The sequence below is a fragment of the Kribbella lupini genome, assembly GCF_039529595.1.
In the GTDB taxonomy this organism is placed as follows: domain Bacteria; phylum Actinomycetota; class Actinomycetes; order Propionibacteriales; family Kribbellaceae; genus Kribbella; species Kribbella lupini.
In genome coordinates, this window is the sequence record NZ_BAAANC010000001.1 from 2,226,858 (window position 1) to 2,241,475 (window position 14,618).

The 14,618-nt window shown below is 69.1% G+C and carries 18 protein-coding genes; 11 read left to right on the top strand and 7 right to left on the bottom strand.

Annotation, left to right across the window (positions count from 1 at the left end; genetic code table 11):
• Positions 1–49: 49 nt before the first annotated feature.
• Positions 50–1,282 carry an MFS transporter gene (locus tag ABD235_RS10160; RefSeq protein ID WP_344172382.1) on the bottom strand — a complete coding sequence of 411 codons (1,233 nt, stop codon included), beginning with the start codon at positions 1,280–1,282 and terminating at the stop codon, positions 50–52.
• Between the two features lie 109 nt (positions 1,283–1,391).
• On the opposite strand from ABD235_RS10160, the gene ABD235_RS10165 reads away from it, so the two are divergent.
• Positions 1,392–1,862, top strand: a complete 471-nt coding sequence (locus tag ABD235_RS10165; RefSeq protein ID WP_344172384.1) for a winged helix-turn-helix transcriptional regulator — start codon at positions 1,392–1,394, stop codon at positions 1,860–1,862.
• Here the strand turns inward: ABD235_RS10165 and ABD235_RS10170 are convergent.
• Genes ABD235_RS10170 through ABD235_RS10185 form a run of 4 tightly spaced genes read right to left on the bottom strand, consistent with a single transcriptional unit; the run spans position 1,844 to position 5,611 of the window.
• Complete coding sequence (locus ABD235_RS10170; RefSeq protein WP_344172386.1) at positions 1,844–2,251, bottom strand: tautomerase family protein; 408 nt, start codon at positions 2,249–2,251, stop codon at positions 1,844–1,846. The two genes, ABD235_RS10165 and ABD235_RS10170, sit on opposite strands and share 19 nt — an antisense overlap.
• Complete coding sequence (locus ABD235_RS10175; protein ID WP_344172388.1) at positions 2,221–3,537, bottom strand: amidase; 1,317 nt, start codon at positions 3,535–3,537, stop codon at positions 2,221–2,223. Before ABD235_RS10175 ends, ABD235_RS10170 begins: the two co-directional genes overlap by 31 nt.
• A complete protein-coding gene (locus ABD235_RS10180) occupies positions 3,534–4,715 on the bottom strand; it encodes a hypothetical protein (protein WP_344172390.1) in 1,182 nt (393 codons plus the stop codon). The genes ABD235_RS10175 and ABD235_RS10180 overlap by 4 nt, the downstream gene beginning before the upstream one ends.
• A complete protein-coding gene (locus tag ABD235_RS10185) occupies positions 4,712–5,611 on the bottom strand; it encodes a nitrilase family protein (protein ID WP_344172392.1) in 900 nt (299 codons plus the stop codon). Before ABD235_RS10185 ends, ABD235_RS10180 begins: the two co-directional genes overlap by 4 nt.
• A 125-nt stretch (positions 5,612–5,736) precedes the next feature.
• On the opposite strand from ABD235_RS10185, the gene ABD235_RS10190 reads away from it, so the two are divergent.
• The 3 genes from ABD235_RS10190 to ABD235_RS10200 all read left to right on the top strand — a co-directional run bounded on the left by ABD235_RS10190 (position 5,737) and on the right by ABD235_RS10200 (position 7,017).
• Positions 5,737–6,186 (top strand): winged helix-turn-helix transcriptional regulator, encoded by a 450-nt coding sequence (locus ABD235_RS10190; RefSeq protein ID WP_344172394.1) that lies wholly within the window; start codon positions 5,737–5,739, stop codon positions 6,184–6,186.
• Positions 6,187–6,275: 89 nt separating this feature from the next.
• On the top strand, positions 6,276–6,584 hold the full coding sequence (locus tag ABD235_RS10195) for a hypothetical protein (RefSeq protein ID WP_344172396.1): 309 nt from the start codon (positions 6,276–6,278) through the stop codon (positions 6,582–6,584).
• Between the two features lie 64 nt (positions 6,585–6,648).
• Positions 6,649–7,017, top strand: coding sequence for a hypothetical protein (locus ABD235_RS10200; RefSeq protein WP_344172398.1), 369 nt, complete (start codon positions 6,649–6,651; stop codon positions 7,015–7,017).
• On the opposite strand, the gene ABD235_RS10205 is transcribed toward ABD235_RS10200, so the two are convergent.
• Entirely contained in the window at positions 7,007–7,867 is an 861-nt protein-coding gene (locus ABD235_RS10205; protein ID WP_344172400.1) for an aldo/keto reductase, read from the bottom strand. The two genes, ABD235_RS10200 and ABD235_RS10205, sit on opposite strands and share 11 nt — an antisense overlap.
• A 167-nt stretch (positions 7,868–8,034) precedes the next feature.
• Between ABD235_RS10205 and ABD235_RS10210 the strand changes: the two genes are divergently transcribed.
• The 6 genes from ABD235_RS10210 (at position 8,035) to ABD235_RS10235 (ending at position 13,285) form a co-directional block, all read left to right on the top strand.
• The gene (locus ABD235_RS10210) at positions 8,035–9,033 is read left to right on the top strand and encodes an MBL fold metallo-hydrolase (protein ID WP_344172402.1); all 999 of its coding nucleotides are present in this window, start codon (positions 8,035–8,037) and stop codon (positions 9,031–9,033) included.
• A 116-nt stretch (positions 9,034–9,149) separates the two neighbouring features.
• Positions 9,150–10,265 (top strand): sensor histidine kinase, encoded by a 1,116-nt coding sequence (locus ABD235_RS10215; RefSeq protein ID WP_344172404.1) that lies wholly within the window; start codon positions 9,150–9,152, stop codon positions 10,263–10,265.
• Positions 10,262–10,864 carry a response regulator gene (locus tag ABD235_RS10220; RefSeq protein ID WP_344172406.1) on the top strand — a complete coding sequence of 201 codons (603 nt, stop codon included), beginning with the start codon at positions 10,262–10,264 and terminating at the stop codon, positions 10,862–10,864. Before ABD235_RS10215 ends, ABD235_RS10220 begins: the two co-directional genes overlap by 4 nt.
• 95 nt (positions 10,865–10,959) lie before the next feature.
• A complete protein-coding gene (locus ABD235_RS10225; RefSeq protein WP_344172408.1) occupies positions 10,960–11,844 on the top strand; it encodes an ABC transporter ATP-binding protein in 885 nt (294 codons plus the stop codon).
• Positions 11,845–11,872: 28 nt separating this feature from the next.
• Positions 11,873–12,589, top strand: coding sequence for an ABC transporter permease (locus ABD235_RS10230; protein WP_344172410.1), 717 nt, complete (start codon positions 11,873–11,875; stop codon positions 12,587–12,589).
• A gap of 18 nt (positions 12,590–12,607) precedes the next feature.
• On the top strand, positions 12,608–13,285 hold the full coding sequence (locus ABD235_RS10235) for a GOLPH3/VPS74 family protein (protein ID WP_344172412.1): 678 nt from the start codon (positions 12,608–12,610) through the stop codon (positions 13,283–13,285).
• A gap of 45 nt (positions 13,286–13,330) precedes the next feature.
• Here the strand turns inward: ABD235_RS10235 and ABD235_RS10240 are convergent, their stop codons facing one another.
• The gene (locus tag ABD235_RS10240; RefSeq protein ID WP_344172414.1) at positions 13,331–13,585 is read right to left on the bottom strand and encodes a GlsB/YeaQ/YmgE family stress response membrane protein; all 255 of its coding nucleotides are present in this window, start codon (positions 13,583–13,585) and stop codon (positions 13,331–13,333) included.
• Between the two features lie 220 nt (positions 13,586–13,805).
• On the opposite strand from ABD235_RS10240, the gene ABD235_RS10245 reads away from it, so the two are divergent.
• Entirely contained in the window at positions 13,806–14,609 is an 804-nt protein-coding gene (locus ABD235_RS10245) for an AfsR/SARP family transcriptional regulator (RefSeq protein WP_344172416.1), read from the top strand.
• Positions 14,610–14,618: the final 9 nt, after the last annotated feature.

The following is a 14,618-nucleotide window of genomic DNA, read 5'->3' on the forward strand; positions in this document are numbered from 1 at the left end:
CCGTCCCGCACTGCCCTCCACAGCGGTTCTACGCCCGCTCCACAAACCCTCAGCCCTGTTCAGCAGCAGCCGTTTCAAGGGAACGTTCGGCTGGGACGGCATGGCGAAGCGACCTGCTCACGGTCAAGGCACCGACCAGCGAGACGGCGAAGACGACGCTGAACGCGATCGCGCCGGTGAAGAGACCGGTCATCAGACCGCGGGCCGTGACGATCGCGCCGAGGGCCGGCGCGCCGATGCCCTGGGAGAGGTAGCCGACCAGGTAACCGCCGGAGACCATGCTCGCACGGTGGTGCGCGGCGGCGTACCGGTTGAGGATGGTCAGCCCGCCGGCGAAGTCGAACGCGTAGCCGATGCCGGCGCAGGCCGACGCGAGGAAGAAGACCACGACCGAGTGCGTGACGCCGGTGACGACGAACAGCCAGACCGCGCCGGCCGAGAAGACTGCACCGAAGATGACGGTGGTCCAGATGTCCAGCCGCTTCGCCAGTAGCGCCGTGGCCGCGATCGAGAGCGCGAAGACCGACAGCAGCGCGCCGGTCACCAAGGCGTTGTCGGAGCCCGCGAGCTGGTGCGCGATCTTGGCGCCGAGTGGGAGGACGAGCGAGCCGAGCACGAACGACGAGGCGAACGCGATCGATCCGGCCGCGAAGATCCCCCGGTTGCCGCGCGGGATGACGATCGCGCGGATCCGCCAGCGCGAGCTGTCCTCGTCGGGCGTGTGCCGCGGCAGGCCGAGTGCGAAGAAGGCGACGACCAAGATCACCACTGCCAGGACGACGAAGGTCAGGCGCAGCGGGTACGGCGCGTACTCGGACAGTCCCCCGCCGACCAACATCGCGAGCGCGATCCCGAACGCCGACACCGCCGTACCGATCGCTCCGGCGCGCTTCTCGGCGCCGGGAGCCGAGAACTCGACCATCGCCACGCTCGCCGGGCTCAGCGACAAGCCGACGCCGAGACCCATGAAGGCCCGGCCGATCAGCAACCAAGTGACGTCCCGGGCCAGGACGAACAGCAGGACACCGACCAGCTCGGCCGCCAGGCCCAGCAGCATCGCGGCGCGGCGACCGATGTGGTCGGACAGGTCGCCGAACACGACGAGCACCGGGATCAGCGCGATCGGGTAGGCGGCGAAGATCCAGGCGACGGTCGTCGAGGTGACGCCCCAGTCGGTCTGGTACAGCGGGTAGATCATCGTCGGGCACGCACTGGTCCACAGCGCCAGCGCGACCACAGCGCCGGCGGTCCAGAAACTGGCGCGCTCACTGAGCGATCGCAAGTGATCCTCCAAGAAGACGCGGCGGGCGGAACCGCGGATAGCTGAGTTGAGTTTTTAAATCTAGCAGTACCTGGATATAGTTTCATAACTCAGCTCGGAGGACGGACAGATGCCCAAATCGCTCGGCAAGGACTCGACCTGCTCGATCGCGCGCAGCCTGGAGGTGCTCGGCGACCGCTGGACGCTGCTGATCCTGCGCGAGGCGCTGATCGCGGGCTCGACCAAGTTCCAGGAGTTCCGTGAGGCGCTGGGGATCGCGCCGAACCTGCTGACCCAGCGCCTCGCGTTCCTGATCGACGAAGGCCTGATGACCCGGCGGACCTACCAGGAGGCGGGCGCCCGCTCGCGCGACGAGTACGTCCTGACCGAGGCCGGCCGCAGCCTCAACCTCGTCATCGCGGCCCTCAGCGACTGGGGACGCACGCGCCGCCCCCGCCCGGACGGCACCTCACCGCGGTACGCCGACGAGAAGTCCGGTACGCCGGTGCGCCTCGCGTTCGTCACCGCGGACGGCGACCAGGTGGAGGCCGAGCACCTGGTCGCCCGTCGTACGCCCGACGGTCAGTTCACAGCTCGCTGACGCTCGTCGCCGCTCCAGTCGGTGTTGAAGCCGCCCAGGTGCGGGTGGTACATCTCGTCGCCGTCGTGCTGGGTGAACTCGACCTTCAGCCACACCGCGTCGAGATCGAACGCCTCCACGCAGGCGTCGATCAGCGACTGGGCCAGCAGGGCCCGCGTCTCCGGCGGCCGGCCTTTGCGGATGTCGCACATGATCAGGCCGGACGGCGTCGGCGGACCGGACTCGTGGCAGCGCCACACTCCCCCGACGCCGACGTCGTGGATGGAGACGGTGAGCAGATCCATGCCGACCTGCATGATGTCGCCGTAGAGCTGCCCGATGCGCTGGGCGAGCGCGCGCTTGGTGGCTTCGTCCGCGGTCAGTGGCAGGTCGACCTGGATGGAGGGCATGTCGTTCCTTTCTCGAAGGCCTGGGCCGCGGCGAAGAGAAGCCCTTCGCGGCCGGGCGCAGTGACAAGTTGGACGGCGATCGGCAGGCCGTCGAGGTGACCGGCCGGGACGCTGATCGCCGGTGAGCCGGTCAGGTTCCAGGGGCTGGTCAGCGAGAGCAGGGCCGACCGGACTTCGAGTTCGGTCCCGCCGACCGAGACCCTGCGCTCGCCCAGCAAAGGTGCCGTAACCGGCACGGCCGGCAACGCCAGTACGTCGTACGCCGACAGCAGGTCGTCGACCAGGACACTCAGCTGACTGCGCGCCTCATGGGCCTCGGCGTACTGCTGCTCGGTGATCCCTCGTCCCTTGGCGAGGCGCGCGAACACCTCGGGATCGATGAGCTCGGCATCCGCGTCGAGGTGGTGGCTGTGCACCTGGAACGCTTCCCTGCCTTGCAGCGTCGAGAAGATCTCGAACAGGTCCCGCCGCGCTTTCCACTCGACATCGACCGCACTGCTGACGAACCGCCGCGTCAGCTCCGAGACGCGCGGATCCGTCACGGCGATGGCGTCCGGTGGGATCCAGCCAATCGAAACGTCCCCTGTCTCTTCCTGTGCCGGTCGGTCGCTGATCGCCTGATAGCCGATCAACGCGTCCTCGGCGGTTGCGGCGAAGAGACCCACGTGGTCCAAGGTGGGCGCCAGCGGGTACACCCCCTTGCTCGACACCGCGTCGAAAGCCGGCTTGAAGCCCACCACCCCGCACAGCGCGGCCGGCACCCGGACCGAGCCCGCCGTGTCGGTGCCCAAGGCAAGCGAAACCATCCCGGCGGCGACTGCGACAGCGCTTCCACCACTGCTGCCGCCGGACATCCGGCGCGGATCGACCGGGTTGCGCGACGCGCCGTGCACGGATCGATCACCCGTCGCGCCGTACGCGAACTCGTGCAGCGTCGTCTTGCCGATGATCACCGCGCCGGCGTCGCGCAGTCGCCGGACGACTTCAGCGTCCTCGGTCGCAAGGCGACCGAAGGACGTCGCCGACCCGCAAGTGGTTGGCAGACCCGCCATGTCGATCAGATCCTTCACCGCCACGGGGATGCCGTGCAACGGTCCGAGGTCGATGCCTGCGGCAAGTTGTTCGTCGGCCCGCCGCGCCGCCGTACGCGCTCCGGCGTCGTCGATCAGCGCGAAGGCGTTGAGGGACGGGTTCAGTTCCCGCGTACGCCGTAGCGCTGCTTCGGCCAGCTCACTCGCCGAGGTCTCGCCTCGACGCAGCGCTCTGGCTTGGCCGGCGGCCGTCATGAGGTGAATCCCGGGAGCAGGCCGAGCGGCGGGACGATCAGCGCCGTACAGATACTCATCGACGCGACGTTGCCGATGAAGGGATGGAAGGTCTTCGGCAGCCGGGCCGCGATCGCCGCCGCTACGGGTGGAGCGATCAAGGCTCCGGCCAGTGCGCCGATCACGACGGACTGGAGGGTGCCGCCGTACACCAGCACGGTGGCCGGCGCGACGGAGACGACCGGGACAAAGGTCGGGTAGAAGCCGTGCCGGTGCCACTTCCTCCGCCAGACGATCACACCCGTGAGCGCGGCGAGCACCTGGCTGGCGAGCACCGCGACGAACAGGCCGGAGCCGTACGCCGTACTGGTCGGGCTGATCAGGTGGGCGACGACCGCGCCGAGGATCAGGGCCGCGCTCGCCCACTCGTTGCCGAAGAACTGCGCCTCGGAGAAGTCGGCCAAGGCGCGACGGGGTACCCATAGCGCTCCCGCGCGTTGCGGCTCGTCCTGTTGTTGCCCACGCCAACCACCCGGCGTGGGCATCCAGGTCAGGCGACTGCAGAACCAGAACGCCACGATCGCGCCGAGCCACATGCCGGTCGTCGCACCCACGACCGGCGGGAGGTCCAGGGGCGCACAGACGTACGTGACAGCGAGGATCGAGGCCGGTGGGGTCAGCACTGCTCCCAGTACGGCGGCCGTCAGACCGACTCTCCAGCCGGGTCCGTACAGAACGACGATCGCGGGTGCCACCGAGACCAGCGGGACGAACAGCGGCTGCCAGTCTCCGGACGCCGCGGTCCAGCCCCAGGCGAGGTTGCCGAGCAGCAGGCTGATCAGCGCACTGCCGGCCGCCCATGGCCACAGCCCTGAGCCACACGCCTGGACGAATCCCTGCCATCGCCACGACCGCTGGTGAGCGACGTGGCCCAGCAGACCGCCGACGAGCAGCAGCGCACCGGCCGGGGCGACCGCGTAGAACTGGGGTTCGCTGATCGAACCGGCCAGCCAGGACAGGAGCCGGCCGGGGTCGGTGTAGTCGCCGTTCCACGGCTGCCAGGGCGCCACCCGCGAGAACGTCCAGCCGACGAGCGCGAGCAGCGCGAGCCCGACCAGTCCCGCGCAGACGACGGACGTAGTGGCAGCACGTGGTCGGGCCGGACCGGCCACGCGCGCCGTACCGCGGAAGGTTGTCATCGCGGGAGCGGAGCGCGGTCGGTGTAGCCGAGCATCTGGTCGTACAGGTCGGTGCGGCGATCCCGGTGGAGGTCGTTGAGCTGGTTCCAGATCGGCGCCGTCCGGGCGGCGGTCAGGTCGATGTCGGCGTACACGATGGTGTCCTCGTCGGGGCCGGCGATCCGGTCGATCGGCCAGCCGTTGGTCCCGGCGATCAGCGAGTTGCCCATGAACCCCGCGCCGCGCTCCTGACCGATCCGGTCCGCGGTGGCGATGAAGACGTTGTTCGCGTGCGCCGCCGTCATCGTCAGGTACGCCGCCATGCAGGTGCCGCTCGCGTCGTACAGGGGCGGCGGGGTCCAGACCCAGCCGGTGGGGACGCAGATGATGTCGGCACCCAGCTGCGCCACGATCCGCGCGGTTTCGGGGAACCAGATGTCCCAGCAGACCAGCAGGCCGATCCGGCCGATCTTGGTGTCGAACACCTTGAACCCCTCGTTGCCGGGGGTGAACCACAGTTTCTCGGTGTTCCACAGGTGCGTCTTGCGGTAGCGGCCGATGTAGCCCTCGGGGCCGACCAGTACGGCGGTGTCGTAGAGCTTCACGCCGTCGAGCTCGGCCACACAGCCGACGATGTACACGTTCCGGGCGGCCGCGATCCGCGCGAACGACTCGACCGTCGGACCGTCCGGAATCGACTCCGCGTGGGCGTAGGCCTCGTCGCGGGTCTCGAACACGTACCCCGTGGTCGCCAGTTCCGGCAGCACGATCAGGCCGGCTCCCGCATCCGCGGCCGCGGTCAGCCGCTGCTCCACCGCGAGCGCGTTGGCCTTGAGGTTGTCCACCCCGACGCGGGGCTCGAACTGCACGACCGCGACCCGGACCGGGCTGACCCGCTGCTCCACCTGTGACGTCATGACGTTCCTCGCTCCTGGAAGTGGTTTCAACTTGAAACCGATTGAGCGAGAGCGTAGGGCAGGTGGTTTATACTTGCAACCACTTAGCCGCAACCGGTTGCGGCCGACGGCCGGAAGGATCGCGCATGCCGCAGCGGGTTACGCACGAGGACGCGGAGTGCCCGGTGGCGCGCGCGGTCGACGTGATCGGTGACCGCTGGTCGCTGCTCATCGTCCGCGACGCCTTCGACGGCATCCGGCGGTTCAGCGAGTTCCAGCGCAACCTCGGCCTGGCGAAGAACATCCTGTCCTCGCGGCTGCGCGAGCTCGTCGCGCACGGCATCCTCGAGATCCAGCCCGGCGCCGACGGCAGCGCGTACCACGAGTACGCGCTGACCCCGAAGGGCCGCGACCTCTTCGTCATCCTGGTCAGCCTGCGCCAGTGGGGCGAGGACCACCTGTTCGACGAGACCGAAGAGCACTCGGTCCTGCTCGACACGAAGTCCGGCAAACCGCTGCGCAAACTCCAGGTCACCGACCAGACCGGCCGAGTCCTCGACTCCGACCACGCGGCGGTCCGCAAAGTCGGCGAGTAACCCCGATCTGCCCCCGGAGAATCCTGATCCCGTCTCGTGATTGACACCTCGGCACAGCAGCGGTCTACTGCGAATCAGGGGTGGGGGAAATGGCACGAATCGTGCGGGAAAAGCGTTTCTACGACGGTGGATCCCTGAGCGGGGACGAGGCACCGGACCGGGACGCGGAACCACAGGTCAAACTCAAGCGTTTCATCGCGCACAAGGTCAGCTGGTTGAGCCGGCTGTTCGGGATGAACCGGGAGACCGAGACCTTCCTGCTGGAGCGCAAGATCGGGTACGAAGCGCGTTGGGACAGCGATTCCGAGCTGCGGATTCTCGTACCGAGTGACGACGACTTCGGCCGCGAACCGGCGGCGCGCTTCCGGTCCGACCTGACGTCGGTGCCAAACATGTAACTGGCTGTTCCCGCGCACGGGCCAGCACCTTCCTCCCTCGGGGCAGATGTCAGGGCGGACCGAGGTGCTGCAGAAGCGGTCGCCGACGGACTCGGTGGGCAATCTCTATTACCGGATCGTCGTTTTCGGAACCCTGGCACTGGTCGTTGCCCTGGGCCTGGTCGCATTCGTCGACCTTTTCGACTGGTGGAACGTTCTGCCCTGGATGGGCGCCAACGACACCGGCTGGGAACTGCTGTTCGCCGCCGTCGGAGCGTTCGTGGTTCCGGCCGGATTGTCGATCCTGTGGTGGAAACTCTGGCCGGCCGGCGTCATCACCGGCGTTTCGCTGTCGGTCTGCCTTTACCCGACGTTGATTCTGCTGGCGCTCACCGCATTGTTCGCGGCGCTCGACTACGCCACCCGAAACCGCACCGAGCCGGTCAGGGTGTGAACTGCAGGTCGTTCGTGTAGGCGGTGGCGAGGTCCTTGTCCCAGGGTTCTGACTCCGCGGCGAGGGAGTCGAGGATTGTTGCGGGCCTGGTGGCGCCGGAGACGACGGACAGGACCGGGGACGACTGGAGGAGGGCCTTGAGTTGCAGGCGTTGGAGGGAGACGCCGCGGTCGTGGGCCTGGGCTGTGAGGTGTGGGGCGGGGGCTGGGTGGCGAAGGGGTGAGTAGGCGAAGAACGGGACGTTGTTGGCTTCGCACCAGGCCAGTACGTCGGCCGACTCGCGGCCCATCGCGGTGTGCTTGTCCTGGACGGCGTCGATCGCTGTGACTGCTGCCGCGCGTTCGAGGTCGGTGACGGTGACGTTGGACAGGCCGATGCGGGCGACCTTGCCCTCGTCGCGTAGTGCCGCGAGGGCTGAAACGCCTTCTTCTACCGGCTGTTCGGCGAGGTCGACCCGGTGCAGGTAGTAGAGGTCCAGGGTTCCGAAGATGCGCAGGCTGGACTCGACGTCGGCGCGGACGCGGGGTGCGCTGAGGTCGGCGTCCCAGGTGGTGGGTCCGGTGCGGGAGTGGCCGCCCTTCGTGCCGACGACCACGTCAGTGCCGCGGGCGGCGTCCGCGGCGAGTTGCTCGCCGTAGAACGGGTCGTCGACGTGGGCGTACGCCCGTGCGGTGTCGAGGATGCCGGTGCCCGCGGCGAGGCCGGCGCGGATCGTGGCGAGGTCGGCGGAGCGGTCACGGGGGTCGAACGAGAAGCCGGCGACTCCGAGCGCGACGCGGCCGGCGAGCGGGTCGTGCAGTGCCCGGGACTCTATGACGGCCTCCTCGCAGTATCGCCCTGAGGGTAACAACCGCGTCGGTGACGGACCTTCTGCTCCCCCGCGCCGAGTACCTCACACCGCAAGCGTGAGACGCACCCCAGACACGGGCCCGTGCCAAGGACCAGGGAGTTCACGGGCGCGAGCGGCCCACTGGGCGGACGAGGCTCGGGGCATCCGACAACCACTGGGAGGAAGCCATGTCGACCACGATGCAGAGCACCCAGAGCGCCGTACCGACGTTCGCCGAGGACGCCAGGCTGCGCAGGGAACGACCGACCGCCCCGGTTCCCGAGATCGCGAAGGGACCCGAGGTCACGGCCGAGGGCTACGCGATGGAGGAACTGGCCGACGGCGTCTTCTGGCTCGGCGACGGCAGCTACCAGTCGATGTTCGCCGTCACGGATGACGGCGTCGTCGCGGTCGACGCGCCGCCGACCCTCGGCCACAACATCCTGCGCGCCATCGGCCGGGTCACCACCCAACCGGTCACCCACGTCATCTACAGCCACCACCACTCCGACCACTGCGGAGCGATGTCGATCTTCCCCGACTCCGCCCGCCGCTACGCCCAGCGCGCCACCGCGCACCGGCTCGAGCTCCTGGCCGACCCCGACCGGCCGCTGCCGACCGACGTCTTCGACGACACCCTCACCATCGACGCCGGCGACCACACCTTCGAGCTCGCCTACCCCGGTCCCAACCACGCCGAGGGCAACAGCTTCATCCACCTGCCCAACCAGCGCGTGCTGATGCTCGTCGACGTCATCTTCCCCGGGTGGGTCCCATTCTCCAACCTCGCCCTGTCCGCCTTCGTCCCGGGCACCATGCACGTCACCGAGAAGGCCCTCCAGTACGACTTCGACCACCTGGTCAGCGGCCACGTCACCCGTCCCGGTACGCCGGAGGACGTGCGGGTGCAGGTCGAGTACCTGGCCGACCTGCGCGCCACCGCCGAAGCCGCCCTGTCCAGCGTCGACCTGCCCAGCACGATGGCCGCGATCGACACCAGCAACGTGTGGGCCGTCTTCCGTGCGTACCTCGACGCCGTCGCCGCAGCCACGACCGACGACCTCGTACCCCGCTGGAAGGACCGCCTCGGCGGCGCCGACGTCTTCACGCTGCCGAACGCGTGGGCGATGGCCGAGTCGCTCCGACTCGACCTCAACTCGCTCGGTCCCTTCGGCACCAGGCCGTGATTCCCCGGCACTTGTGACACCACGTCACTGGTTCGCCTTTCGCAACGACGAGATACTGACGTCAACGACCGGTCCGGCACGGCACGGCACGGCACGGCACGGAGATTGCGGGCACCTTGACGTCTGAGCACAACCCGAACGGATCGAAGGCGACGCTCCGGCGGCTCAACCTGTACCGGCTGCTGCCGCTGGTCGCCGCCAGCGGCGTACTGCACGTCGCTCTGGACGCGCGGAACTGGTGGCACGCCGTCGTTCTGGGTGCCGGAGTGGTGGCCGGTCTGGTGGCCTTCGTTCGCTGGGTCGACGGCAGGCTGATGACGGTCGCCGTACCGTGCCTGGTCGTCGCGAGCGGCGTCTGGCTGTTCGGTGCGACGGTCGGCGACAGCAGCGGATCGTTCATCGGACTCCTGATCGTGGGTCCGCTCGTCGTACCGGATCTGCGGCGGCACCAGCTCGCCGCGGCCGCCGGACTGGTCGTCTTCGTCGCCGCGGTGGGTTCGACCAAGCTGTGGATCGCACCGGAGGAGTTCCGCGGCGACCTGATCAGGTTCGTCCTCGTCCCGGCGGCGATCACCGCCGTCGTGGTCGGGCTGAGGTTTCCCAACCGCAACTTCTACGACGTCGTACGGGACCTGGAGGAGACCCGCGAGCGGGAGGCCGAGCTGGCGGTGATGCGCGAGCGGGTCCGCTTCGCCGGCGACCTGCACGACATCCAGGGACACACCTTGCACGTGGTGAAGCTGAAGGTGGCGCTCGCCCAGAAGATCCTGCGCTCGGACGCCGCACAGGCCGAGCAGGAGCTGCGGGAGATCCACGCGCTGGTCGTGGACACGATCGGTCAGACCAAGGCGCTGGCCTACGGGCAGCGACGGCTCAACCTCCAGGCCGAGCTGGAGAACGCGAAGAACCTGCTCGAAGCGGCCGGTGCCGAGGTCGCGGTCGAGCGCGACGGCGAACCCGACCCCGGATGGAGCGACCCCCTGAGCCAGGTGCTGCGGGAGACGACCACCAACATCCTGCGCCACGCGCAGGCGCGGGAGGTCAAGATCCAGCTGGGGACGACCGGCCTGGTGATCACCAACGACGGCGCCGACGGCGACCGGGTCCCCGAGCTGCGCGGTTTGGCCGGCTTGCGCGAGCGGGTCGTGGACGCCGGTGGGACCCTGGTCGCGGAGCAGCACGGCGACAGGTTCCGGACGGCCGTGGTCTTCGGTGACGGGTCGTCGCGATGATCACGATCGTGCTGGCCGACGACGAGGTGCTGCTGCGCAAGGCGCTGGCGAAGCTGCTGCCGATGGAGGCCGAGATCCAGGTGATCGCCGAGGCGTCGGACGGCGCGGAAGCGGCGAAGGTGACGTTGCGCGAGCGTCCCGACGTACTGGTCATCGATCTGGAGATGCCGGGCACCGACGGCCTGGCCGCCGTCGCCACGATCCGGCAGACCCGTCCGGACCAAACGGTGCTGATGCTGACGCGGCACGCGAAGCCGGGCGTGCTGCGGCGCGCTCTGAAGCTCGGTGTGCAGGGCTTCGTCAGCAAGGCCGCCGAGCCGGCCCACATCGCGTCCGTGATCGGACTGCTGCACGAGGGCAAGCGCTGGATCGATCCGGAGGTCTCGGCGCGAGCCGTGGTCGACGACAACCCGCTGACCGACCGGGAGGTCGACGCGCTGCGGCTGACCAGCGAGGGGTACGCCGTGGCCGACATCGCGACCCGGCTGTTCCTTGCCGAGGGCACCGTTCGGAACTACCTGTCCAACGCCATGCGCAAGACGCAGGCCAAGAGCCGGCACGAGGCCGCCCGCTACGCCCGCGAGCACGACTGGCTGTAGTGACGTGGTGTCACCCCCGGACCCTGACCCATCTCACGGCCGGTGGTGACACGGCGACACTGTGGCCGAAGGCACCGATCGACTGAGATGGAGGCATGGCCTCCACCGCAGTGATCGAAGTCGAAGAGCTCAACCTCGCCTACGGCGACTTCCACGCCGTCCGCGACCTGTCGTTCGAGGTTCGCCAGGGCGAGCTGTACGCCCTGCTCGGGACCAACGGAGCGGGCAAGACCTCCACGCTGGAGGTGATCGAGGGCCATCGCGCCGCCACCTCGGGATCGGTCCGCGTCTTCGGCAGCAGCCCACGGAACCGGTCCGCGACCCGGCCCCGGATGGGCATCATGCTGCAGGAGAGCGGCTTCTCCCCCGACCTCACGGTCCGCGAGACCGTGCAGCTGATCGGTCGCCTGTCCCGGCGTACCGACGACGTCGAGCGGGTGCTGTCGGTCGTCGATCTGATGCACAAGGCAACGACCAGGGTGTCCCAGCTGTCGGGCGGCGAGAAGCGGCGGCTGGACTTCGCCACCGCCGTGTACGGCGCACCGGAGCTCGTCTTCCTCGACGAACCGACCACCGGGCTGGACATCCAGTCCCGCGACGCGCTGTGGGACGCCGTCGACCGGCTGCGCGAGGACGGCTCGACCGTCGTACTGACCACGCACTACCTCGAAGAGGCTCAGCAGCGCGCCGACCGGATCGGCCTGATGCACAAGGGCACGTTCTACCGCGAGGGAACCGTGCTGGAGCTCACCAGCACGCTTCCGGCCGTCATCTCCTTCCGGCTGCCCGACCAGGCTCCGCCGCCCCCGTTGAGAACCACCCGCGACGACCGCGGGCACCACCACGTCGAGACCTACGGGCTCGAGGCGGACCTCCGGACGTTGCTCAACTGGGCCTACGACGGCTCGGTGGCCCTGACCGAGCTCGAGGCCGGTCCGACCCGGCTCGACGACATCTTCCGGTCGATCGACCGCGGCTGACCGGCTCCTCACCCAGACAAGGATCGACATGCTCGACATCGCCCGGAGCGAACTCGCTCAGATCTTCCGCAACCGATCAGTGCTCGTCACCGGATTCTTCATGCCGGTGGCCGCGAGCGTGTTCTTCGTCTGGCGCCGCGAGATCTTCGCGTCCGTCGGGCAGGGGTTCATCGCCGCCCTCGTCGTGTTCACCATCGCGGCCTTCGGCCTCTACGGCAGCGCGGTCACCTCGCTGGCCGGGCGGCGGCAGAACCTGTTCCTCAAGCGTCTGCGGTCCACCTCGGCGAGCGACGCCGGGATCCTGGTCGGCATGGTGCTGCCGGCGACCGTCCTGGCCGCGATCCAGACGATCGTGGTCCTGGTCGTCCTCGCCGTGGTGACCGGAAGGCCCAGCGACCTGGTCCTGATCGTGGTCGGCTCGCTGCTCGTCCTCGCCATGATGATCGGCCTCGGACTCGCGACCGCCGGCGTCACCCGCTCCCCCGAGCACGCGCAGGTGACGACGCTTCCGATCAGCCTGGGCGTGATCGCGATCGTCAACTGGGTCGCGATCACCGGCAGTGAAGAACTCACCGTGCTCAAGCGTGCCCTGCCCGGAGGTGCCGCCACCGAACTGCTCACCCGCGCCTGGGACGGCGGCGTACCAGCAGCCGATGTCCTCGTACTGGTCGCCCCGACCCTGGCGTGGGTGGTTGTGTCGGCCGCCCTCGCCCTGAAGTACTTCCAGTGGGAACCACGCCGCTGAGTCCCTGAAAGGACAACCATGTCTCATCCAGAAGCTCCGACTCTGGCCGAGGACCTGCTCCTCCTGCTCTTCCAGCCGAGCTCCGGCACCATCGCCGGCGAGAACACCCTGTACTACGCACTGGGCGGCGCAGTGCTCGCCGACCTCGCCCTGCAGGAGCACGTGACCATGGCCCAGCAGTCCGGCAGCAAGCTGGAGACCGTCGGCGACAACTCTCCCGCCGATCCCAGTCTGCGATCGGCCTGGGACTACATCGCCGAGAAGCCGCGCCGCGTTCAGACCGTGCTCGCGGCCATCGGTCCGGCGCTGCGAGGGCCGCTGCTCGAGCGGCTGGTCGAACGAGGCGATCTCGAACGAGTCGAGCGCAAGACGCTGATTGTGTTCACCACCAAGGCACTCAAGGAGGGCCGGAACGGGCGACGGGCCGAACTCCTCGCCTCGGTCCGGGAGGCGCTGGTCGACGGCGTGGAACCGACCGCCCGCGTGGCCGCGTTGGCCGCCCTGATCTCGGGCAGCGGCACGCTTCCGCAGTTCCACCGCGAGATCCCGTGGGACTCCGCGGTGATCGCCCGGGCCAAGGAGTTCGAGCAGGGCAACTGGGGGGCCGGCGCGGCGGCCGAGGCGGTCACGCGGACGATTACGGCCACCATCGTCAACAACGCGATCGTGGCCACCACCGTGCTGCCTCAGCAATGAGGACAGGGTGCGCCGAAGCATGGTCGGCGCACCCTGTTGCCGGGCTCAGCGCTTGCTGCGGGCTGCGAGGCCTTCCGCCGTACCGACCAGCATCACCGAGGCGATGACGGCCACGACGAAGCCGAGCACGTTGAGCTCGAAGATTCCGCCGGTGCCGAGAATGTTGGCGATGACGCCGCCGATCACCGAGCCGGCCAGGCCGAGCAGCAGCGTCCAGAGCAGGCCGAGCTTCTGCTTGCCGGGCGTGAACAGGCGAGCCAGCGCGCCGATGATCAAGCCGGCCACGATGAATCCGATCATGCTTGCGTCCTCCACAGTTCCAGGCCGCTCCAGGTGCGGCCCCACGACGACTACTCAACCAGCTCGGACGATCCCAGCCATCGAGGCACGGCCCGACCGGTCCCCGGAGACGGCCCTGACTCGACCCTGACCACCTCGGTGATGCTCGCGGGACGGCGCAGCGACGCGCTGGTGACGGTCGCGGAACGCCGAGGTGATGCCGCCACGTCATCGTGAGGACATGCAGCTCGCGCCCGCCGTACTGGTGCACGACGCCGTCGAGTCCCGGTTACCCGGCGCTCCGTCCGGCGAAACCGCGGCGCCCCGACTCCGGTTGCTGCACAGCTTCGAGCTCGTCCTTCCCGGCGGCAGCCTCGCGTTGTCCAGCGGTGCGCGCCGGCTGCTCGCCTTCCTCGCGCTCTCCGGTACGGCGACGAGCCGCGGACACGTGGCGTACAGCCTCTGGCCGGACGTCGAGGAGGGCCGTGCGCAAGGCAATCTGCGCTCGGCGATGTGGCACGTACGACGAGCCGGTGCCGACCTCGTCGGATGCCCCGGTGGTCGCCTTCAGCTCGACCCGCACGTGGTGGTCGACGCGCGCCTCGCCGAGCAGGTCGCCCAGGACATCCTGGCCGGTAGCGAGATCCGGCCGACCGAGTCGGCCACTCAGCTGCTGACCGCCGGGGATCTGCTGACGGACTGGTACGAGCCCTGGGTCACCGAGCATCGCGAGCGCCTGCGGCAGTTGCGGCTGCACGCGCTCGAAGCGCTCAGCACGCGGCTGCTCGACTCCGGCCGGGTCGCGGCGGCGATCGAGACCGGGCTGGCGGCCGTCGCCGCCGAGCCGCTGCGCGAGAGCGCTCACCGGGTCCTGGTCCGGGCCCATCTCGCGGAAGCGAACGACGCGGAGGCGCTGCGTCAGTACGAACGCTTTCGGGCGCTGCTGTTCACCGAGCTGGGAATCCTTCCGTCGGTGCACCTCGAGGCCCTGATCGCGCCGATCCGGGCCGGCGGTCCGCGCCAGGTCGCCGCCGGCCATCGATGATCTGGAGGC